This window comes from Spirosoma rhododendri (assembly GCF_012849055.1).
Classification (GTDB): domain Bacteria; phylum Bacteroidota; class Bacteroidia; order Cytophagales; family Spirosomataceae; genus Spirosoma; species Spirosoma rhododendri.
The window spans coordinates 4,963,065-4,984,038 of the sequence record NZ_CP051677.1 but is presented as its reverse complement, the minus strand read 5'-3'; the positions used below and the strand labels follow the sequence as shown (position 1 = coordinate 4,984,038).

General features: G+C 55.4%; 18 protein-coding genes and 1 pseudogene. 9 read left to right on the top strand and 10 right to left on the bottom strand.

Annotated elements, in window-relative coordinates; translation table 11 throughout:
* Positions 1-99: 99 nt before the first annotated feature.
* A pseudogene (locus HH216_RS20735) lies at positions 100-1,559 on the bottom strand (dihydrolipoamide acetyltransferase family protein).
* Positions 1,560-1,654: 95 nt separating this feature from the next.
* Positions 1,655-2,905, bottom strand: a complete 1,251-nt coding sequence (locus tag HH216_RS20730) for a competence/damage-inducible protein A (RefSeq protein WP_169553465.1) — start codon at positions 2,903-2,905, stop codon at positions 1,655-1,657.
* Positions 2,906-3,013: 108 nt separating this feature from the next.
* Between HH216_RS20730 and HH216_RS20725 the strand changes: the two genes are divergently transcribed.
* A complete protein-coding gene (locus tag HH216_RS20725) occupies positions 3,014-3,775 on the top strand; it encodes a DUF4197 domain-containing protein (protein WP_169552536.1) in 762 nt (253 codons plus the stop codon).
* 80 nt (positions 3,776-3,855) lie between these two features.
* Here the strand turns inward: HH216_RS20725 and HH216_RS20720 are convergent, their stop codons facing one another.
* Both HH216_RS20720 and HH216_RS20715 read right to left on the bottom strand, forming a co-directional pair.
* Entirely contained in the window at positions 3,856-4,242 is a 387-nt protein-coding gene (locus HH216_RS20720; protein WP_169552534.1) for a group III truncated hemoglobin, read from the bottom strand.
* Between the two features lie 13 nt (positions 4,243-4,255).
* Positions 4,256-4,600, bottom strand: a complete 345-nt coding sequence (locus HH216_RS20715; protein WP_169552533.1) for an ArsC family reductase — start codon at positions 4,598-4,600, stop codon at positions 4,256-4,258.
* 181 nt (positions 4,601-4,781) lie between these two features.
* Between HH216_RS20715 and gldC the strand changes: the two genes are divergently transcribed.
* The 3 genes from gldC to HH216_RS20700 all read left to right on the top strand — a co-directional run bounded on the left by gldC (position 4,782) and on the right by HH216_RS20700 (position 7,472).
* On the top strand, positions 4,782-5,132 hold the full coding sequence (gldC, locus tag HH216_RS20710; RefSeq protein ID WP_169552531.1) for a gliding motility protein GldC: 351 nt from the start codon (positions 4,782-4,784) through the stop codon (positions 5,130-5,132).
* 33 nt (positions 5,133-5,165) lie between these two features.
* The gene (locus HH216_RS20705) at positions 5,166-6,371 is read left to right on the top strand and encodes a thioredoxin domain-containing protein (RefSeq protein ID WP_169552529.1); all 1,206 of its coding nucleotides are present in this window, start codon (positions 5,166-5,168) and stop codon (positions 6,369-6,371) included.
* A gap of 189 nt (positions 6,372-6,560) precedes the next feature.
* Positions 6,561-7,472: an NAD-dependent epimerase/dehydratase family protein gene (locus tag HH216_RS20700; protein WP_169552528.1), complete on the top strand. Its 912-nt coding sequence runs from the start codon at positions 6,561-6,563 to the stop codon at positions 7,470-7,472.
* A 6-nt stretch (positions 7,473-7,478) separates the two neighbouring features.
* Here HH216_RS20700 and HH216_RS20695 read toward each other — a convergent pair whose 3' ends face one another.
* Entirely contained in the window at positions 7,479-8,270 is a 792-nt protein-coding gene (locus HH216_RS20695) for an SDR family NAD(P)-dependent oxidoreductase (protein ID WP_169552526.1), read from the bottom strand.
* A gap of 144 nt (positions 8,271-8,414) precedes the next feature.
* On the opposite strand from HH216_RS20695, the gene HH216_RS20690 reads away from it, so the two are divergent.
* A complete protein-coding gene (locus tag HH216_RS20690) occupies positions 8,415-9,089 on the top strand; it encodes a DUF429 domain-containing protein (RefSeq protein WP_169552525.1) in 675 nt (224 codons plus the stop codon).
* A gap of 55 nt (positions 9,090-9,144) precedes the next feature.
* Here the strand turns inward: HH216_RS20690 and HH216_RS20685 are convergent, their stop codons facing one another.
* The 4 genes from HH216_RS20685 to ispG form a co-directional block, all read right to left on the bottom strand.
* Positions 9,145-9,699: a tetratricopeptide repeat protein gene (locus HH216_RS20685; protein WP_169552523.1), complete on the bottom strand. Its 555-nt coding sequence runs from the start codon at positions 9,697-9,699 to the stop codon at positions 9,145-9,147.
* 74 nt (positions 9,700-9,773) lie between these two features.
* The gene (locus tag HH216_RS20680) at positions 9,774-10,130 is read right to left on the bottom strand and encodes an MmcQ/YjbR family DNA-binding protein (RefSeq protein WP_169552522.1); all 357 of its coding nucleotides are present in this window, start codon (positions 10,128-10,130) and stop codon (positions 9,774-9,776) included.
* The gene (locus HH216_RS20675; protein WP_169552520.1) at positions 10,127-10,315 is read right to left on the bottom strand and encodes a DUF6728 family protein; all 189 of its coding nucleotides are present in this window, start codon (positions 10,313-10,315) and stop codon (positions 10,127-10,129) included. Before HH216_RS20675 ends, HH216_RS20680 begins: the two co-directional genes overlap by 4 nt.
* 130 nt (positions 10,316-10,445) lie before the next feature.
* The gene (gene ispG, locus HH216_RS20670; RefSeq protein ID WP_169552518.1) at positions 10,446-12,461 is read right to left on the bottom strand and encodes a (E)-4-hydroxy-3-methylbut-2-enyl-diphosphate synthase; all 2,016 of its coding nucleotides are present in this window, start codon (positions 12,459-12,461) and stop codon (positions 10,446-10,448) included.
* A 225-nt stretch (positions 12,462-12,686) separates the two neighbouring features.
* On the opposite strand from ispG, the gene HH216_RS20665 reads away from it, so the two are divergent.
* Positions 12,687-13,055: a hypothetical protein gene (locus HH216_RS20665; protein WP_169552517.1), complete on the top strand. Its 369-nt coding sequence runs from the start codon at positions 12,687-12,689 to the stop codon at positions 13,053-13,055.
* 60 nt (positions 13,056-13,115) lie between these two features.
* On the opposite strand, the gene HH216_RS20660 is transcribed toward HH216_RS20665, so the two are convergent.
* Positions 13,116-13,988: a lysophospholipid acyltransferase family protein gene (locus HH216_RS20660; protein WP_169552516.1), complete on the bottom strand. Its 873-nt coding sequence runs from the start codon at positions 13,986-13,988 to the stop codon at positions 13,116-13,118.
* A gap of 132 nt (positions 13,989-14,120) precedes the next feature.
* On the opposite strand from HH216_RS20660, the gene HH216_RS20655 reads away from it, so the two are divergent.
* The 3 genes from HH216_RS20655 (at position 14,121) to HH216_RS20645 (ending at position 20,890) form a co-directional block, all read left to right on the top strand.
* Positions 14,121-14,849 carry a WbqC family protein gene (locus HH216_RS20655; protein WP_169552515.1) on the top strand — a complete coding sequence of 243 codons (729 nt, stop codon included), beginning with the start codon at positions 14,121-14,123 and terminating at the stop codon, positions 14,847-14,849.
* A gap of 67 nt (positions 14,850-14,916) precedes the next feature.
* Entirely contained in the window at positions 14,917-17,448 is a 2,532-nt protein-coding gene (locus tag HH216_RS20650; protein WP_169552514.1) for an ATP-dependent Clp protease ATP-binding subunit, read from the top strand.
* A gap of 244 nt (positions 17,449-17,692) precedes the next feature.
* Positions 17,693-20,890, top strand: coding sequence for a TonB-dependent receptor (locus HH216_RS20645; protein ID WP_169552513.1), 3,198 nt, complete (start codon positions 17,693-17,695; stop codon positions 20,888-20,890).
* Positions 20,891-20,974 lie beyond the last annotated feature (84 nt).

The following is a 20,974-nucleotide window of genomic DNA, read 5'->3' as shown; positions in this document are numbered from 1 at the left end:
ACAGTACAGACAATCTTGAACTGTGATTATTTGATGGACTATGTTTTTTTTTGAAATCAGCGAAATCAAATAATCAGCGTCAATCACAGTTCAAGACAATCAGAACGACTCGGGGTTAAATTGCTCCAGATAGTCAGCGACACGGCGGACGAACTGACCACCCAGCGATCCATCGACCACGCGGTGATCGTAGGAGTGCGACAGGAACATCAATTGCCGGATGCCGATGAAGTCGCCCTGTGGCGTTTCGATGACTGCTGGTTTTTTGACGATAGCACCGAACGCCATGATGGCCACCTGTGGCTGCACGATGATCGGCGTGCCCATCAGGTTGCCGAACGTGCCGATGTTCGAGATTGTGTAAGTGCCGCCCGCCAGGTCGTCGGCGGTGAGCTTGTTCTCCCGGGCACGCTTGGTTAGGTCGTTGACTTTCTTGGTCAGGCCGAGCAAGTTGTACTGGGCAGCGTCGTGAATAACCGGAACGATCAGATTGCCACTCGGCAGTGCTACCGCTAGGCCGATGTTAATCGCTTTCTTGACCCGGATGCTGTCTCCTTCCACCGACACATTTATCATCGGGAAATCGCGGATCGCCCTTACCACTGCATCGACCAGAATTGGTGTGTAGGTGATGTTTTCGCCCGTCTGTTTCTTGAAGGACTCTTTCACCCGGTTGCGCCATTCGACAACGTTGGTCAGGTCGGCCTCGACAAACGAACTGACGTGGGGCGACGTCTGCTTCGACTCAACCATCCGCTGCGCAATCATCTTCCGCATCCGGTCCATCTGAATCAGGTCACTTTGCCCGTTTACCGAGCCGTTGATGGCGGGTGCCGGGGTGGGAGGTACAGACGGCGTTGCAGGTTTGGGGGCCGGGGCCGACGCTGGTGCGGTCACGGGGCGGGACCTTCGGCGCGGTCGAGGACATACGCGAGAATGTCCTTTTTCGTCAGGCGGTTCTCCGCGCCCGATCCCGGAATGCGGTCCAGCTCGTCGCGCGATACATTCTCCTCTTTGGCGATGTTCAACACAAGCGGGGAGTAGAACCGGTCGACAAAAGCTGGGGTGTCGCCGGCGAGTTGGGTAGGCGATACCGCCACGGCCTTTTCGGTGGTTGCCGGGCGGCTGCTCATCGATGAGATGCTGGCTTCCATCTCCCGCGCCGATTCGGTCACCTCCTCGTTTTCGGCCTGATTTACCTGTTCTGCTGCGGGCTGTGTAGGCTCTGGACCGTTGTCTAGTTCAGGCCGGGCAACATCGCCCACACCAACCGGACTTTGATCCGGCGACTCGGGTTGATCGGTGGGCGCGGGTTTGTCGACGGCAGCGCCTTCCGTTACTTCAATACGAGCGATGGGCGCACCCACTGCCACGACATCGCCATTGCTGACGAGCAGCTCACGCAGTATGCCATTGGCCGATGCCGGTACTTCCGTATCAACCTTGTCCGTTGCCACTTCCAGTACTGATTCGTCGATTTCAAGACGGTCGCCGGGCTGTTTGAGCCACGAAATGACCGTGCATTCCATAATGCTTTCGCCCATCTTGGGCATTACCATTTCAATGAGCATGGTTCATAGTTTAAGGGTTAAGGCTTAACGTTCAGCGTTTAAGGGCATCAATCAACCTTAAACCATAAACACTAAACCTTGAACTAGCCAGCCAACTGCTCGCGCAGGAGGTTCAGCAGGTATGTTGTCGTTAACTGGATATTCTGGTCGCGGTACTGCCCCAGCGTCAGCAGTCGTGTGCGGGTTTCGGTCGGTGTAGCAACGGCAATCCATACCGTACCAACGGGTTTGTCGGGTGTGCCGCCGTCGGGTCCGGCAATACCGCTCGTCGCGATGCCCACATCAGTGTTCAGTGCTTTTCGTACGCCCTCGGCCATTTGTCGGATAGTGTCTTCACTGACCGCACCGACCGTTGCCAGCGTGTCGGCCGACACACCTAGCTGCGCGATTTTGACATCGTTACTGTAGCTGACTACGCTCCCCGTGAAGTAAGCCGATGAACCCGGTACACTTGTGAGCCGGGCCGATACCGCCCCGCCCGTGCAGCTTTCGGCTGCGCTCAACGTCCAGCCTTTGGCTTTCAGCATCCGCCCGGCAATTGACTCAAGCGTGTCATCGTCATAGCCGTACACATACTGGGCAATGATGGGCAGCACACCGGCTACCTGCTGATCGAGTTCGCGGGTGAGCAGTGCGTCGTCGGTGCCGGTAGCCGTCAGGCGGAGCCGTACCCCGCCAAAACTGGGCAGATAGGCCAGTCTGATGTGGGGGGGCAGGGCGTCTTCCCAGTCTTCAATGCGCTCGGCCAGGAACGACTCGCCGATGCCCGCCGTCAGGATCATTTTGTGCTTGATGATCGGCGGGTTGAAGTGTTCGTGCAGTTTGGGCAGGAAGCGGTGCGTCATCAGACTTTTCATCTCAAACGGCACGCCCGGCAGCGAAATATAGACCCGCCCCTCATGCTCGAACCACATGCCGGGGGCCGTTCCCCAATCGTTCTGAATATACACCGCGTTGGCTGGCAGATCGGCCTGCCCCCGGTTTAGATCGGTCATCGGACGGCCGCGTTTCTCGAAGAAACCCGTCACGACGGCCAGTGCCGTTTCGTTGCGAACCAGGCCGACACCAAAGTAATCGCAGAGCGTTTTTTTCGTGATGTCGTCCTTCGTAGGCCCCAGCCCCCCCGTAATAATAATGACGTCAGCCCGGCCGTGTGCTTCGTGGAGAACGTCAAGAATGGCCTGCGCCTGATCGCCGACCGATGATTTGCGAACGACCCGAATGCCGATGTTGGTGAGTTCAGTACCAATCCATTGGGTATTCGTATCGGTAATCTGACCAAAGAGAATTTCGTCACCAATGGTAACTACTTCGGCCCTGATGGAGTTGCTCATAGTACGGATGTTGCCACAGTTGGCCGGTAAAAGGCGTTCTGTCAGCATAAAAACAGATTAAACGTTTCGCCGGTTAGGCGGTCAAAAGTACGTAAAACACGCAAGTACATGAACAAGATGATTTGTCTGGCGGTTTGCCTGACCCCGCTTTTTGTAACGCCCGCATTGGCGCAGGACTCCTCGAAAACGCAGCCCGCCAAGCGCGGTATACTTGGACAGATACTCGATCAGGTGACGGGCGGCAGCACGGCCTCTATCAGTGGGCTGAGTGCCAGTGAAATTGCGTCGGGGCTGAAACAGGCGCTGGAAATCGGGGCCAGCAATGGCTCGGCGCAGGCGTCGGCGACAGACGGTTTTTTCAAGAACTCACTGATTAAAATTGCCTTCCCCCCCGACGCGCAGAAGGTGGCGGCCCGGCTCCGGCAGATTGGCCTGGGGCCCCAGGTTGATAAGTTTGAACTGTCGCTGAACCGGGCAGCCGAAGATGCCGCCAAAAAAGCCAAACCTGTGTTCGTGAAAGCCATCACGTCGATGAGCATTCAGGACGCTGTGGGTATTCTGCGCGGTTCCGATACGGCTGCAACGGCTTACCTGCGCCGGACATCGGGGCAGGAACTGGTAGCCCAGTTTACGCCCATCGTCGACAGTACGCTCAAACTAAACCGGGCTACGCAATACTACGGCGATCTGGTTAACACCTACAACCGCCTGCCGTTTGTACAGAAAGTAAACCCCGACCTGACGCAGTACGCGACCGGCAAAGCCGTCGACGGTCTGTTTATTCTGGTCGCGCAGGAGGAGAAGAAAATCCGCGTCAACCCAGCCGCCCGCGTCACGGAACTGCTGAAGCGGGTGTTTAGTAAGCAGTAGTTTTTTGGGTTTAACGTTTGAAGTCTAACGTTCAAGGTTGCTGCTCGGTGCTTTCAACCTTAAACGTTAGACTTCAAACGTTAAACCCCATTTAAATACTCCAGCTTACGGTTCCAGACGACGGCGATCTGGGTGGCCCGTAGGCGGACGTCGTCGGCGGTTTGGCCCTCGAAGCGCTCGTCCAGCGTTTTTGTAAATAACTGGAGCCACCGCTCGAAATGCTCAACGCCCAGCGTGTGTTTCTGGTTGACGAGCAGATGCGGCTGAAACGGGTGGCCGTGATACGCGTTGTTGCCCAGAATGATGTTCTCCCAGAACGCATACATCTTGGGTAGGTGATGCGACCAGTCGACCTGCGCGACGTCGGTGAAGATCGGCCCCAGCAGCGGGTCGACCTGAATTTTTTCGTAGAAGGAATCGACTAAAAGCCGGATAGCTTCCGGCGAATCGAGCAGGCGTTTGGTCATGTTGAGGAGGGAGCTACACGAAGGCTTCCGTGTATTGCTCCGCTGAAAAACCCAACGCCACAACCCGCCCGTTTTGTTCGATCAGCGGCCGACGAATCACCGACGGTTTCGCCAGCATCAGGTCGATGGCGTCGTCGGCATTGGTGGGTCGTTCGGCCTCCGGCAGTTTCCGCCACGTTTGCCCGTTCTGATTGACAAGCTGTGTCCACGGCATCTGCGTCAGCCAGCGCACCAGCGTCAGCCGGTCGACACCCTGCTTTTTATAGTCGTGAAATTGGTAGTCGATGTCGTTTTCGGCCAGCCACGTCCGGGCTTTCTTAACCGTATCGCAGTTGGGAATGGCGTAAAGGGTGTACATGAACTTGGTTTAACGTTTCATGAATAAGGTTTAATGTCGCTTGCTGGAAAGCGGCACGATTTCAGTGTCAACGTTAAACGTTAAACACCAAACCTTAAACGAAACGACAAAACACGACATTCCTGTGCAGGTTCGGAAATAGGGTCGGGGGTTTTGGGTTGGGCTGCGTAAATTTGTGTCTATGAAAAAGTCAGACATTCACTTTACCGTCGAACTCGACAACCAGAATATTCCCGACAAAATCTATTGGGACGCCACCGAAAACCCCAACGAAGGGCTGAGCGATACCCGCGCTATCGCCATCGCGCTCTGGGATCATTATAAAACCGGTACGCTCAAAATCGATCTCTGGACCAAAGACATGGAAGTGATCGATATGAAGCGGTTCCTGATCGAAATCATGAGCGGTATTGCTGACACGGCCATCAACGCTACCAACGACAAGCAGATGGCGACCGACATCGAGAGCACCTGCCGGGTGCTGAGCAAGCGGCTCGACGAGGAAATCAAGCAGCAACGTCAACAGAACTAAACCCGGCTGATACAGCCAACCCTTTGCCTTCGCATGAAAAAAATCCTGATAATGCTTCTGCTGACGCATCTGGCGATGGGTCAGAAAACCGCGTCAAAGTCGGGTGGAATTCAGTTTAAGTCGACGCCGGTCGCCGGTTTGTTTCAGGAAGCCCGCCGGACGGGAAAACCGGTATTCATCGAGATCTTCTCGCCGACCTGCCATATCTGCCAAAGCTTCATACCGACGCTTGCCGACAGCCGGGTTGGCCGGTATTACAACGACAAGTTTCTAAGCACGAAGCTGGATATTGCTCTGCCGTCGACGCAGCAGTTTCTGGCCAGCCAACGGATTTTTGTGCCGTCGCTGCCGCTGTTTCTGTACTTCGACCCGCAGCAGAACATGGTCCACTTCGCGATGAGCAATAACTCGGTCGATGAGGTGATCCGGCAGGGGACGGTGGCGCTCAACCCGCAGACGCGCAGCCAGAATATGAAATCGCGCTACCAGCAGGGGGAGCGTGCCGCCAATTTCCTGATCGACTACGCCATGTTGTGCCGCATTACCAAAGACACGGCATCGGGTATCGCGGCCATGAACGACTACGCCAAAACACAATCGGCGGCCAACTACGCTAACCAGACCAACTATCTGGCGTTGCAAAAGCTGGTGCTCGATTTTGAGAACCCGATGGCGCAGTACATGATCGACAACTTGAGCAAGTACAAACGGTACGACAACGAGAACATAACGGCTTATAACGTGGCCGAGAATATTATCATGTCGTCGTTGTACAGCAGCCGGGGCGCGCAATACCCGGTTAGCAAAGTGATACAGGTCAAGCAGGATCTGATTAAGATCGGGGTCGACCCGAAACAGGCTGCCAACCGGACGCTGTTGCCCGAGGTGAACGCTTATTTCCGGGCGAAGCAGACCGCCAAAGCGGCTGAGCGGATGGATAATCAGGTGAACTCGAACCAGCTATCGGTGCCTGAATACATCTACATCGCGCACCTGTTCAACCGCTCCAGCCCCGACGCCAGCGACGTGCCGACCGTAGTGAAATGGACGAGCAAAGGCTTAGCCATGCGCCCACCGGCGAAAGAGCAGTCGGATCTGTATTACGAGCAGGCCGAAGCGTATCGCCGGGCCGGTAAAGCCGCCGACGCCCGCGCAGCCGCGCAGAAATCAATGGAGCTGGCCCGCACCAGCGGCATCAGCACCGCCCGCAACACCGAGCAACTGGGCCGGTTGAAGTAGGGGTATACGGTTTACAGTATCCGGTTTTCAGTCTATTGTCATTCCAAAGTAAAGGGGTTACCGATGTTCGGTAGCCCCTTTACTTTTTTGTGCGGCCACGGAGAGGTATTTGACGGGAAAGGTCGTGACGTTTTCCGGTGGGGCTGGTTATAGAACTGTCAGTGACTAATTACTTGACCAGACCAACACATGACCAAGATGCGATTACTTTTTACGGGCGGATCGGGCAAAGCCGGCAAACACGTCGTTCCCTACCTGCTCAATCAGGGGCATAAAGTGCTGAACGTCGACCTGACGCCCCTCGACCATCCCGGGGTTGAGAACCTAATTGTCGATGTCACGGACTCCGGACAGGTGTTCAATGCCATGAGTTCGTATGTTGGGTTTGCTGAACTGGAACCGGGTCATGGCGTGCCCAAATTTGACGCGGTGGTCCATTTCGCGGCCATACCCCGAATCCTGCTCAAACCGGACAACGAAACGTTTCGAGTCAACACGATAGGTACCTATAACGTGATCGAAGCGGCTGTGAAGCTGGGTATCAAAAAGATCATTATCGCGTCGTCGGAAACTACTTACGGTATCTGTTTTTCGGACGGGCAAACTGATCCCCACGTGTTGCCGCTCGAAGAAGATTACGACGTTGACCCCATGGACAGCTACGGCATGTCGAAGGTGGTCAACGAAAAAACGGCCCGCAGCTTCCAGCGACGGTCGGGGGTGGATATTTATGCCCTGCGCATTGGCAACGTGATCGAGCCGCACGAATACGCCGAACTGTTTCCTCACTATTTCGCGCACCCCGAAGTGCGACGCCGGAATGCTTTCTGCTACATCGACGCGCGGGATCTGGGGCAGATTGTGGATTTATGCCTGCAAAAAGACGGTCTTGGCTTTCAGATTTTCAACGCCGGAAACGATCATAACGGAGCCATTATTCCGACCAAAGAACTGGCGGCACGATTCTTTCCCAACGTACCTATCACGCGCGAAATGGGGGAGAACGAAGCGTTGTTTTCCAATCGTAAAATCCGGGACGTACTGGGCTTCAGGGAGCAGCACAACTGGCGGAAATACGTGAAAGCCGAGCCTGGGGAATAACCGGGCTTACTGAGCCACCCAGCCCCCGTCGACCGAGAAGCCCGCCCCTGTGACGTAGCCGGAGGCCCGGCTGGCCAGAAACAGCGCGATACCGCCAATCTCGTGCAGTTCGCCCCAGCGTCCCATCGGGATTTTGTTAACGAAGGCCTGGTACTTTTCGGGGTCGTTCAGCAGCGGCAGGTTTATGTCGGTCGCAAACGGGCCGGGCAGAATGGCGTTGACCGTGATGCCTTCTTTGGCCAATTCCATAGCCAGGGCGCGGGTCAGTTGCAGAACAGCGCCTTTGCTGGTGGCGTAGGGCGTGCGGTCGGTCATTGCCGTCAGTGCGAGCATCGAGCCCATATTGACAATCCGGCCGTAGCCCTGCTGTTTCATTACCGGCACTACCGCGCGGCAGGCCAGCCAGGTACCGGTGACGTTGACCTGTTGCACGCTGGTGAAATCGGCAGGCGAAAGCGTTTCGATGGGGCCTCTGATGTTGATGCCCGCCGAGTTTATCAGTATGTCAATTTTTCCGAACCGCTCCACGGCGCGGGCCACGGTGGCGTCGATGCTGTGTTCGTCTGTTACGTCGCACACCGTGCTGATGCACTCGATTCCGTAGCGCGCCGTGAGCAGTTCGACCGCCTGCTGGTTGGTGGCTGCATCGCGGGCGGCAATAACAAGGTTGGCTCCGGCTTCGGCCAGTGCCTGCGCCATAGACAGGCCCAGTCCTCGGTTGCCACCGATTATCAGTGCCGTTTGTCCGGTTAGCCGGAAGAGGTCTAAAACGCTTTGTGTTATCGGTAGTTCGTTCATCGCTAAAATTGGGTTCAGGTCGTTTGCCTGTGGTACAGTACCAGCGGGTACCGGTTTCAGAATCCGTCTCAGGCCGGGTTTGTTTGTCAATCACCAAAAATAGTTGGCGGATAGCCATAAAGCGATAAAGCGAAACGAAGCACGATGTATCTGGGAATAGATGGTTGCCGGGGCGGCTGGATTGTGGCTATGATCGACGAGGATAAAACGCTCAGTTACCTGTTTGTATCCTCGCTGGACGACCTGCCAGAAATGCCGATTCGGCTCGCCCTGATCGACATGCCGCTGGAATTTGCCGACCACGCGTATCGCCCCTGCGAGGTAGCGGCTCAAAAGCTGTTGGGACCGAAGAAGAGGTCATCTGTCTTTCTGACGCCACACCGCTCGGCCGTTTATGCCACTGACTATGCCGAAGCAAACCGCATGAATCGGCTCCATCTTGGTAACGGTTTGTCGATACAAAGCTGGAATATCTGCCCCAAGATTAAAGAAGCAGCCCGGTTTATCGCCACCCGCACCGACCTGCCGCTGGTCGAAGCCCACCCAGAACTCTGCTTTTACTTTCTCAACAACCGGCAACCGTTGCTGTCGAAAAAAGCACTGCCAGCGGGTACCGCTGACCGGCTGACACTTATTGCGGCCCAGGCTGCTGATTATCCGGCTGTAATCGCGAATACGATGCGCGTTACGAAACGAAAAGACGTAAAACCAGACGACATCATCGACGCAACAATCCTCGCCATACGGGCCAGCGCGTCTGACATTCAGGTGGTTCCGGCCGATAAGCGCATCGGCGACCGGGGAGCCATTCTGTACTAGGCCCGGCCACAGTCGTATTTATCCAGCAATGCTAAAGCACGAAGGATCGTAACGCTTATTTCCGGTGGTAAACCGGGCGGGTGAAGGGGGGCTGAAGCAGGAGGTGGAATGAGTTTTCGTCGCCCAGCATCACCGCCCGGCGCAGGTCGTTTTCAGCTTGTGGAAGCTGACGCACCTGAACCCGGGCCAGCGCACGCCAGCGGTACGCGTCGGGTTTTTCGTCGCGGAAGTGCCAGACGGCCTTGTCGAATTCGCGGAACGCTTCGGTAAACTCCTCTAGCTGATAGTAAGCTATGCCCCGGTCGAGGTAGCAGTCGGCCAGGGTGTTATCGCGGTTGAGGGCCTGCGTCAGGTCGAAGATGGCGGAATGGTGGTTTTCCTGCGCCAGCTGGCACTTGCCCCGGTACGCGTAAGCCAGGGCCGATTTCGGATTCTGCCGAACGGCATCATCAAAATAAGCATGAGCCGCCAGGTAGTCGCGCTCCTGTACCATGGTGATACCGGCTTCAAACCGTTTCCGATCCTTATCTGCCGGGGTATCATGGTCGATAAGGTAGTACCGGATGGTCAGGTACAGTACGAACATCGTACAGAGCAGTGCTACTTCCATAACCTGGCTGGTTCGTTTTCTGGCAACGCGAATTTACAAAATTGAGAGATGATGGCGCAAGTACCTACTGCGAATTAGTTGCCCGCTAACTCGGCCTGCGATGCTTTTGTCAGCGACTTTACCACCAGTTCATACGAGTGGTCGACCCACTCGTGGAGATCGCTGCTGCGGAGCGCGCTACCGAGCGTAACCGTGTTCCAGTGCCGCTTGCTCATGTGGAAGCCAGGCGCAACCGCCGGGTGCTCATCCCGCAACTGCACGGCCCGTTCAGGATCGCACTTAAGGTTGATCGTCGTGGGGCTGCTCTCAATGTCAAGCAGCGCGAACATTTTTCCACCGACCTTAAATACCAGCGTCGATTCGTCGAAGGGAAATGACTCCGTGGCACCCGGCTTACTGATGCAGTACTGTCGCAGCGTTTCGGTATTCATCGGACACAGTGCCGAACCGTGTAGACGATGACGGCGAAGAGAAACATAAGAATTGAGATGCGGTTGATGCCGTGCATCATCCGCAGGTTCACACTAGATGGTCGGTTCGGACCGGGTTTGCGAAACACGTTGATGAAGTACCGAAACACAGGACCAATACGGAAATAATCAATCAGTTTGTTCACGTCGTGCGTATTTGAGGTTTGGGTTTGACGGCCAGTACTGAGGCAATACTGGTGTCAGGCCCCTACACTTTAAACAGAAAATAAACCAATACAGGTCCCTAATCGGGCGTTAAATCCGAATGTTTTGGCCCTAGTTCGCCGGTGTCAGTTCGGGCTCGATCCAGCGGCTGTCCTCGCGAATCAGCTCGATCAGTTCATCGACGGCGCGGTCGGCAGGTACCGATTTCTTGATGACTTCCTGCCCGCGATAAAGCGCAATTTTATCACGCCCAATGCCGACGTAGCCATAGTCTGCATCGGCCATTTCGCCCGGTCCGTTTACGATACAACCCATGATCCCGATCTTGACGCCCTTCAGGTGATCGGTACGCTGCCTGATCATAGCGGTCGTTTCCTGCAAATCGAACAGCGTTCGGCCGCAGGACGGGCAGGAAATGTATTCGGTTTTGGTAATGCGCGTCCGAGCCGCCTGCAAGATGCCGAATGATAGTTCGTTGAGCCGCTTCCTGTCAGCATCGGTGATGCTGTCGGTCGATAGCATGATGCCATCACCTAGCCCGTCGATCAGCAGGCCGCCCGCGTCGGTTGCGGCAAACAGCGGCAGCTCAACATCGGACGCGTTGACGTAGCTGCGCCAGATCACGACGGGCGTACTGATGTGCTTATTCATCAGTTCAACCACCAGCCGCCGAAGTTCAGCCATCGCGTGGGCATTATCGGTCGAGATTACCAGCACGACCGTCTGCTCCGTCCGCAACTGATCGAGGAGATCGTCAGACAGATCGTCCCATGTGCAGCGGACAAAATTCAGACGCTCGTGTAGCGGCTCCTGCGACAGTTTGGCCGTCAGGTACTCGTTTGCCGTCAACATCGGAAGCGTGTTGACCGGGTCGGGAGCGGTTTGCCAGACGGTATAGTCCAGAACTTCTTTCAGCCCGTTCGGGAGCATAAAGGCTGCGGGTGTCAGGCCGGTGTAGATGTAGTCGGCACCCAGATCGTTCATGCGCCACTTGTCGGGAACGGGCAGGTAAAAATGACCGATGGGGTGGAGGTCGTCGTGCGTTGTAACGGGTGTCCGGCTGTAATCGGCGATGACGCGCGGCACATTTATCCCGCCGAAATTAGCCACTTCCTGCGTCGCCCGGCGGGTGTACTGGTAGGGGTTGATTGGGTAATCTGTAACGGCAGGAATTGGTTGACTCTGGGCCGCCCGGTTCGTGTACCGGTCGATTAGGGCCTGCGCCACGGGGGCTTCGCGTTCGGGCTCTTCTGTCAGTGATACCCGCACCGTATCGCCGATACCGTCTTCCAGCAGCGTACCGATCCCCAGCGCCGACTTGATCCGGCCGTCTTCGGCTTCACCCGCTTCCGTCACGCCCAGGTGCAACGGATACGGTTTCAGCCCTTCCTCGTCCAGCCGCTGCACCAATAGCCGGTACGCCTGTACCATCACCTGCGGGTTACTCGACTTCATCGACAATACGATATTGAAGTACTGCTCGTCTTCGCAGATGCGCAGAAACTCCAGTGCCGATTCCACCATGCCCACCGGTGTGTCGCCGTAACGGCTTAGAATCCGGTCGGAGAGGGAGCCGTGGTTGGTACCGATCCGCATAGCCGTACCGTATTCTTTACAGATACGCACCAGCGGCAGAAATTTCGCCCGGATGCGCTCCAGTTCGGCGGCATAGGCCGCATCGGTGTAGTCGATAAATTCAAACCGCTTGCGGTCGGCGTAGTTGCCGGGGTTGATCCTGACTTTCTCCACGATCCGGGCTGCCAGTTCGGCCGCGTTGGGTGTGAAGTGGATGTCGGCCACCAGCGGGGTTGTGTAGCCCCGCGCGCGTAGCCCATTGCGGATGTTCTCCAGATTCTGCGCTTCCTTCACGCTCGGGGCCGTGATACGGATGTATTCGCAGCCCGCTTCGATCATCCTGATCGACTGCTCAATCGACCCGGCCGTATCCATCGTATCGATGGTTGTCATCGACTGCACCCGGATGGGATAATCGGCCCCCATCGGTACGTCGCCGATGGTGACGGTGCTGGTTTTTCGACGGACGTATTCCGTCAGCGAAGGGGTATAGAAAAAGGATGAAGTGGCCGGGGCGGTAGTGCCGGATGAAGCGGTGAATGAGTCAGACATACGTCGGTCGGGCAGAGCCGGTTTATAACGCAAAGGTACGAAAAGCGTACGGACGAAACGGCCCCGCTACCCACTGGAAAACGAGGGGTTAGCGCGGTTGGTTCGCCTTCCCGTTTTCACCCTCATGGGCCAAACAAATCGATTATCAGGGCAGTTAAACGCTCGAACCAGGCCAGTCCATTGGCTGGCTGATGTAAACGAAGCTAATTCATTCACAACGTACCCATGAAAATCAACGTATTACTGGCTCTTGCGCTGAGCCTGGGCCTGACTGCCGGTGCCTACGCACAAGATTCGACGGCCATCAAGAAAGCAATGCGTAAGCAGGAGAAGGCTGAGCGTAAAGCCAAACTGAAAGAAGACCTGAAAGAAACCGGCAATGCCATAGGCGAAACCGCCAAAGAAGTCGGGCAGGGCGCAAAGCGGAAAGCGAAAGTAGCCGCTGAGGCCGTTGCTACGGGTGTTGACAAGACGGGTCAGGCAATCGACAAAGGCGTCGACAAAGCTGGTTACGCCATTCAGGGCGAAGCCGATAAGCTGAAAGCCAAACGCGATTCGTCGCGCGCCGAGAAAGCCCGTCGCGACTCGCTGTAATCCTGTCAAAAAAATCCTGTCCAATAAAAAAGGGACGCCGGTGGGTGTCCCTTTTTGGTATCAGGTCAGTTTGGGGTCGAGGAAGCTGTATTTGCCGCGCCAGTGCTTCCAGCGTTTGTGCGACCATAGCCAGTCGGACGGCTTCGCGCGGATGGTCTTCTCCAGCTGATCGCGGTAGTTATCGATGATGCTGCCAAGGGGCAGGTCGGCGTAGGGTGGCTCGGCCAGCGGGCGGAACGTCAGTTCGTAGTAGCCGCGCTTCACCCGTCGCAGGTCAGCATAAATAACGGGCAGGTTACGGCTTCGCGCCAAGCGTTCGGAGCCGGGGTAAAATGGCGTGTCGTGGTGCAGAAAGTCCGTCCAGTGGGCATATTCCGGGATGTCGGGCACCTGATCGGCCACCATACCAATCAGGCGGGGGGTATTTTTAGCCGCAACCAGTCGGCGGGGCAACTCTTTCATCGATACCGGCACAGCCCCGAACCGGCTGCGGATAATCTGCATCAGATCGTTGGCAAACGGACTGCTGAGCGTCTTGTAGATACTGTCGGATGGAAGCCCCTGCACTACCAGTGATGGAGCCGTCCACTCCCAGTTGGCGGTATGTGAGGTCATGACAAGAACGGGCAGTCCTTTCTGAAACCAGGCCATAGGTAGTTCGGTATTCAGGCAGACCATGCGTTTTTGCAGGTCGTCGGCCGCCAGCCCCGGCAACTTGATTGTCTCGACAATCAGGTCGGTGAAGTTGAGGTAAAAGGCTTTGGTGATGGCCTGAATCTCGGCGGGTGTCTTTTCCGGAAACGACTGCCGCAGATTCTCTTCGATAACTGCCCGCCGGTAGCGAACGAGACGGTGTAGCACTACCGACAGGAATGTCGACAGGCCGTGCAGAAACGAGAGGGGAAGGCGGGCCAGCAGGCGAAAAAAAAGCATAAGCGAATGATACGATCCGGGGTGTGTACTGGCGTTGATAGGATGCGCCTTCGCCGGAAATTAAAAAATAAGTAATTGCGGTCGGTCGTATTGTTTTTTTACTTTATTTGTGAGTAGATACCGTCGTTTCTATTGGAAAAATACCAATTGTCGAATCAAAAGACTGAACTGCTGATCGAGTTGCAGTACCTGCCCTGTCTAGACTATCTGGCGGGTATACAGCAGTTTGAGCGGGTCAGTATTGAAGCGAAGGAGCACTATCAAAAGCAAAGTTACCGAAATCGGTGCTACGTTCGGACGGCCAACAAGGTTGAAGCCCTGACTGTGCCGGTGTTGCGCGGTACCCATCATCTGCCCATCCGTGATCTGCGGATCGATACGGAGCAGCGCTGGCAGCAGCAACACTGGCGCACACTGACAGCCGCCTACGCCCGGTCGCCGTTCTTCGAGTATTACGCGCCCGAGCTAGCGCCGATCTACGAACGTAACTGGACGTTTCTGTTCGACCTTAACTGGGAGTTGCTGACAATTTGTCTGAAATTGTTCCAGATAAAGACAACAGTGAGCCTGACAGAATGGTACCAGACAGAGCCTGAACCGGGTCAGTTTGACGCCCGGTCAAGGCTTAGTCCGCAAAACCGGGCTTATGAGCATCTGTTTGGGCGTTCGGTGCCGTATATGCAGAACTTTGGTCCTGATTTTGTACCCAATCTGAGTGGCGTCGATCTTTTGTTTTGCCAGGGGCCGGCCGCTCGTGAGTACTTGGTAAGTCGTGAATCGCCCGATTTGTCTGCTGGCACCGACCAGCACTTTTTGGGCAGCAAACAGCCGGTAGAACCCTTAGAAAGGCACTGGCCGTAGGTGAACAAATCCTGGAAACTCTACGTTAAATTACTATTACGCTTACCTTAGGAGACCCTAAAATCGAATGGAAGCAAAATTCTCAAACCGCGTTAAGGAAGTTATCTCGCTGAGCCGGGAAGAAGCCTTGCGCTTAGGCCACGATTATATCGGCACAGAGCACCTGCTGCTGGGTATGATCCGTGAAGGCGAAGGTGTAGCAGTGGGATTGCTGAAAAAACTTGGTATCTCACTCGATGAACTCCGGGTAACCGTTGAGCAGGCGACGAAAGGAACGGCCACTAACAACGTGAAGAATCTGGCGAATATCCCGCTGACCCGTCAGTCGGAGAAGACGCTGAAGATCACGTATCTGGAAGCCAAAATATTTAAGAGCCCACTGATCGGTACGGAACATCTCCTGCTGTCTATTCTGCGCGACGAAGATCACGTTGCGACGCAGATTCTGAATAAGTTTAATGTTAACTACGAAATCATCAAGGAGATGCTGGAATATCAATCCTCCGGAAGCCGTCCTGTGATGGGCCCCGAAACCGATGATGACGATAACGAACGCAGCATGTTTAGCGGTGGCGGCAGCAGCGGTTCAGGTAAAGATCCGAAAGGGACGGAAAAGTCGCGGACACCTGTTCTCGATAACTTCGGCCGTGATCTGACCAAACTGGCTGAAGTCGGTAAGCTGGACCCGATCGTTGGTCGTGAAAAAGAAATTGAGCGTGTGGCTCAGATCCTGAGCCGCCGTAAGAAAAACAACCCGATTCTGATTGGTGAGCCGGGCGTTGGTAAGACGGCTATTGCCGAAGGACTGGCCCTGCGTATCGTACAGAAGAAAGTATCGCGGGTGCTGTTTGGCAAGCGCGTCGTTACGCTGGATCTCGCATCGCTGGTAGCTGGTACGAAATACCGGGGTCAGTTTGAAGAGCGCATGAAGGCCGTGATGAACGAGCTGGAAAAGTCGCCCGAAGTGATTCTGTTTATCGACGAGCTGCACACCATCGTGGGTGCGGGCGGTGCGTCGGGTTCGCTCGATGCGTCGAACATGTTCAAGCCTGCGCTGGCCCGTGGCGACATTCAATGCATTGGTGCCACAACGCTGGACGAATACCGTCAGTATATCGAGAAAGATGGTGCCCTGGCCCGTCGTTTCCAGATGGTGATGGTCGATGCTACGTCGATTGACGAAACCATCGAAATCCTGAACAACATCAAGGATAAGTACGAAGAGCACCACCACGTAAACTACACCCCCGAAGCTATTGAGGCTGCGGTGAAACTGTCGGAGCGGTATATCTCTGACCGGTTCCTGCCCGACAAGGCCATCGACGTAATGGACGAAGTGGGTGCCCGCGTACACATCTCGAACATCACGGTTCCTGAAGATATTCTCAAGCTGGAAGAGCAGATTGAGAACATCAAGAAGGAGAAAAACCAGGTTGTCAAGAGCCAGAAATACGAAGAGGCTGCTCAACTCCGCGACAAGGAGAAGCGCCTGATCGATCAGCTCGACCGCGCCAAGCAGGCGTGGGAAGAGGATACCAAGAAGCGTCGTTACACGGTAAACGAAGACAACGTGGCTGAAGTAGTCGCGATGATGACGGGTATCCCTGTAACGAGCGTGTCGAACGACGAAGGCCGGAAGCTGGTGAACATGGGCGAAGAACTGAAAGGCCGGGTTATCGGTCAGCAGTCGGCCATCGATAAGCTGGTGAAAGCCATTCAGCGGACGCGCGTTGGTCTGAAAGATCCGAAGAAGCCAATCGGTTCGTTTATCTTCCTCGGCCCAACCGGGGTTGGTAAGACGGAGCTGGCGAAAGTGCTGGCCACTTACCTGTTCGACAAAGACGACGCGCTGGTGCGTATCGACATGTCGGAATACATGGAGAAGTTCAGCGTCAGCCGGCTGGTTGGAGCCCCTCCGGGCTACGTCGGTTACGAAGAAGGCGGTCAGTTAACGGAGAAAATCCGCCGGAAGCCGTACTCAGTCGTACTGCTTGACGAGATCGAGAAAGCTCACCCGGATGTGTTCAACATCCTGTTGCAGGTGCTCGACGATGGTATCCTGACCGACGGTCTGGGTCGCCGGGTCGACTTCCGCAACACAATCATCATCATGACCTCGAACATCGGGGTGCGCGACCTGAAAGATTTCGGTGCCGGTATTGGTTTCTCGACCAAGAAATCGGCCGAAGCGCAGGACGAGATGATGAAGGCTACGATTCAGAGTGCGCTGCGTAAGGCGTTCTCGCCGGAGTTCCTCAACCGTCTTGACGATGTAATTGTGTTCAACTCGCTGCAACGCGAAGACCTGCACAAAATCATCGACCTGATGCTGGGCAAACTGTTGGGCCGTATTACGAGCTTGGGGTACACGGTTGAGCTGACGGAGAAGGCGAAAGACTTCCTGTCGGAGAAAGGGTACGATCAGCAGTACGGTGCGCGTCCGCTGAGCCGGGCCATCCAACGGTACCTAGAAGACCCCATCGCCGAAGAGATTCTGAAAGGTGAACTGAAGGAAGGCGACGTAATCGAAGCTGATTATCCGGGCGAAGGTGAAAGCCTGAGCATTACGGTACGTAAGCAGGAAACTGTTGCTGAATAATCGAATAAAGAAGTGATAAAAGCCGGGCAGCGATGTCCGGCTTTTTTGTTTTTGGTGGTATTAAACTTTGGCGCGTCACTACGACGTAGGGGCAATGGCCCTCCGGTGTTGCACGCCTATTTTACTGGTAAATTACCCGCTACCTTAATTCAGTTTTAATGGTCACAAATGGGTAACATTTGAATAACGATAGGGTAACATGGCTTGTGTCTCTTTGCAGTTGCATTGTATCAACATACAGCCAATGAAAAATCGTTACTCTCTCTTTTTATGTTTTGCGCTGCTGCTCAGCCTGTTGGGTGGGCAGACGTGGGCCCAAACAACACAGGCGTCTATCTCGGGGGTTATCTCCGAAGCCAACAATTCACCACTACCGGGCGCTACTATCCGTATCCGTAACGAATCAACGGGTTTCTCGACCGGGACCGTCACCAACGTGAAAGGTGAATACGTATTCAAGGAAATTCCACTTGGCGGGCCGTACACGGTTACAGCAACGGCCGTTGGTCTGGGTGAACAACGCCGGACGGGCTACCGGGTCAATCAGGGCGACGACATTAAGGTCGACCTGACCATGCAGGAAACCGGGCAGGACCTGGAGGTGGTGCAGGTGGTGGCGTCGGGTCTGAAAAACAAGACCGACATTCTGGGCGCAGCAACGGCTATCAATGCCAAAACGCTGGTGTCACTGCCCGTCAACGGCCGGAACTTCGTATCGCTCATCAACCTGTCGCCCCTGACTAACAACAGCGGTAGCCTGTCGGGTCAGCTCGGTTCGTCGACGAACTATACGATCGACGGGATGAACGCTAAAAACCCAACGTCGGCCGGTTCGACCACGAGCCGTAGTGGTGCGCCCTACACGATTTCGATCGAAGCCGTACGGGAATTTAAGGTCATCACCAACCAATACGACGTCGTGTACGGTCGGGCTGGTGGCGGTCTGGTGAGTGCCGTAACGAAAGCCGGTACAAACAAACTGACGGGTAGTGTATTCAACTACACCCGCGCCAACTGGCTGTCGAGTCAGTATGATATTCGGGGTAATCAGCGGAACGTGCCGTTCTCGACCAATCAGTTTGGTTTCTCGCTGGGTGGCCCGATCATCAAAGACAAACTGCACTATTTCGTTGTGTGGGACCATCAGCAGGATTCGCGCCCGCTGATTATCGCCGATATTCGGACGTCGCTGGATGAGAGCCGGTTCAACGTAACCAACACGACGCTTGAGCGTTATGTCGGTATCGCCCGCAGCAAATACGGCATGGCTGATACGCAGCAGTTTGGTACGTTTCCCAAGAACCGGGGTACCGATGCTGGCTTTGCCCGGATCGACTGGCAGATCAACGCAAACAACCTGCTGACCATCCGCGACAACTATACCAACGACCGCAACAAGCTTGGTCTGGCCGACAATACGGCGATCAACCTGTACGAATCGTACGGCAACGACTACAACGTCGACAACAGTTTGCTGGCCACACTCCGCACGACCTTCACGCCGAAGATCACCAACGAACTGAAGCTGCAACATCTGTATACGTATCAGAAGAGTAGCCCCGGCGATCAGTTGCCCGCTAACAACATTCCGCGTAACATCGTAGAAAACGTGATATCGACGGTTGACGGGCGTAACCTTTCGACCAATATTCAGATGGGCGGACACCGGTTCGCGCAGGAAGGCTTTACGAACAACGTACTGCAACTGGTCGATAACTTCTACTACAACACCGACCGGATTCAGTACACGTTTGGCGTCGACCTGATGTATACGCACGCTAAGTCGCTGTATGGCAGCGAGGTGAACGGCCGTTTCCACTACATCAACGATGCAAACGGCACGGCACTCGACAACTTCAACAACCAGCGGCCTTACCGGTTCTACCGCGAAGTACCCCTCGTGGCTGATCCAACGGTGTACAGCAACATTCTGAACATGGGTGCTTACGGACAGTTGAGCACCAGCCTGATGCCTGGTCTGGAGATGACCGCCGGTCTGCGCGTCGATTACTCGGCCTACCCAAAGGCGCAGTTCAATGAGCTGGTGTTCAGCGAGCTGGGCCTGCGGACCGACAATCAGATCAAAACGCTGATCGTTCAGCCGCGTGTCCAGTTCAACTGGGACGTTAACAACCAACACCGCGACTTCGTCCGCTTTGGGGCGGGTGTGTTTGCGTCGGACATCAACAACTACATGCTGATCAACAACCTGACCTTCGACGGTAAGCATTTTGCGACTGTCGACGTGCGGGGAGCTAACGTGCCGACGCCAAACTTCGCGGCTTACCGGCAGGATTACAGCAGCATCCCGACGCTGGCGCAGTTTCAGGTGCCAACCATCAACATGACCGGGCCGAACGCCAAAGTACCGACGCTGTACAAAGCCAACGTATCGTACTCGCGCTTCCTGACCGACAAACTGAAAGTGGGTATTTCAGGCTATATGTCGCTGGGTCGTAACAACTATATGTACGTCGACCGGAACATGGTGGCCGATCCGTTCTTCCGGCTGGCCAACGAAGCGAACCGGGGCGTGTACGTACCGCTGGCGTCGATGCCTGCCAACGGGGCTGGCGACTGGCAGCTGGGCCGTCTGAGCAACAAGCTGGGTCGCGTATTGGAGCTGAACAGCGAAGGCCGTGTCAACCAGTTTGCTGCCGTAGTCGATGCTACCTGGCAGTATTTCCGCGATGGTGAAATCACGGCAAGCTACACTTGGAACAGCACCCGCGACAACGTTACCTACAACGGTAACGTGGCCAACACGGCTACGCTGGTACTGCCGGTGAAAGATGATCCGCGCAACCTGAGCAACATCACGTACTCCGACAACCATTTCCGCAACAAGGTGGTATTCTACGGCACGCTGCCATCGTTCTACGGCATTACGCTGGGCGTTCGGTACACGGGCATCGGCGGAACGCGCTACTCACTGCTATCGGGTGCTAATACCAACGGTGACTTCGTATCGACCAACGACCTGGCATTTGTCTTCGACCGTAACAACGCCGAAGTACCGGCTAACGTCCGGACGGGGCTGCAAACGCTGATCGACAACCCCGATGCGAGCCAGAGCCTGAAGAACTACATCGACACGTACTCGGGTCAGATTGCCCAGCGGAACGGTGGTATCAACGGCTTCTACGGCATCCTCGACATTCGGGCGCTGAAGCGGTTCCGCATCTACAAAAACCACGCGATCGAACTGTCGGCCGATATTTTCAACTTCGCCAACCTACTGAATCGTAACCGGGGCACCAACCGGTCACTGTCGTCGCAGGCCCTGTATGCACTAGGCATTCCGGCCAGCGGTGGCAATGCTGCCGTTCCGAACTTCAGCCAGTCGACGCAGCAGTACAACTACCGGGTGAACAACACGGGTGCCGTTACACCAACCGGCGATCCGTTCCAGATTCAACTCGGCGCACGGTATAGTTTCTAAATTTTGGTTTAGTGTCTAAGGTCTGATGTTTAAGGTTGGCTACCGCCGACACTGGACATCAGACCTTACGATTAAGTAGCAAAC

What these genes read in the sequence shown, in the direction of transcription:
- HH216_RS20730 (WP_169553465.1), bottom strand. Translation starts at nt 2,905, where the DNA reads ATGAGCAACTCCATCAGGGCCGAAGTAGTTACCATTGGTGACGAAATT.
- HH216_RS20725 (WP_169552536.1), top strand. Translation starts at nt 3,014, where the DNA reads ATGAACAAGATGATTTGTCTGGCGGTTTGCCTGACCCCGCTTTTTGTA.
- HH216_RS20720 (WP_169552534.1), bottom strand. Translation starts at nt 4,242, where the DNA reads ATGACCAAACGCCTGCTCGATTCGCCGGAAGCTATCCGGCTTTTAGTC.
- HH216_RS20715 (WP_169552533.1), bottom strand. Translation starts at nt 4,600, where the DNA reads ATGTACACCCTTTACGCCATTCCCAACTGCGATACGGTTAAGAAAGCC.
- gldC (WP_169552531.1), top strand. Translation starts at nt 4,782, where the DNA reads ATGAAAAAGTCAGACATTCACTTTACCGTCGAACTCGACAACCAGAAT.
- HH216_RS20705 (WP_169552529.1), top strand. Translation starts at nt 5,166, where the DNA reads ATGAAAAAAATCCTGATAATGCTTCTGCTGACGCATCTGGCGATGGGT.
- HH216_RS20700 (WP_169552528.1), top strand. Translation starts at nt 6,561, where the DNA reads ATGACCAAGATGCGATTACTTTTTACGGGCGGATCGGGCAAAGCCGGC.
- HH216_RS20695 (WP_169552526.1), bottom strand. Translation starts at nt 8,270, where the DNA reads ATGAACGAACTACCGATAACACAAAGCGTTTTAGACCTCTTCCGGCTA.
- HH216_RS20690 (WP_169552525.1), top strand. Translation starts at nt 8,415, where the DNA reads ATGTATCTGGGAATAGATGGTTGCCGGGGCGGCTGGATTGTGGCTATG.
- HH216_RS20685 (WP_169552523.1), bottom strand. Translation starts at nt 9,699, where the DNA reads ATGGAAGTAGCACTGCTCTGTACGATGTTCGTACTGTACCTGACCATC.
- HH216_RS20680 (WP_169552522.1), bottom strand. Translation starts at nt 10,130, where the DNA reads ATGAATACCGAAACGCTGCGACAGTACTGCATCAGTAAGCCGGGTGCC.
- ispG (WP_169552518.1), bottom strand. Translation starts at nt 12,461, where the DNA reads ATGTCTGACTCATTCACCGCTTCATCCGGCACTACCGCCCCGGCCACT.
- HH216_RS20665 (WP_169552517.1), top strand. Translation starts at nt 12,687, where the DNA reads ATGAAAATCAACGTATTACTGGCTCTTGCGCTGAGCCTGGGCCTGACT.
- HH216_RS20660 (WP_169552516.1), bottom strand. Translation starts at nt 13,988, where the DNA reads ATGCTTTTTTTTCGCCTGCTGGCCCGCCTTCCCCTCTCGTTTCTGCAC.
- HH216_RS20650 (WP_169552514.1), top strand. Translation starts at nt 14,917, where the DNA reads ATGGAAGCAAAATTCTCAAACCGCGTTAAGGAAGTTATCTCGCTGAGC.
- HH216_RS20645 (WP_169552513.1), top strand. Translation starts at nt 17,693, where the DNA reads ATGAAAAATCGTTACTCTCTCTTTTTATGTTTTGCGCTGCTGCTCAGC.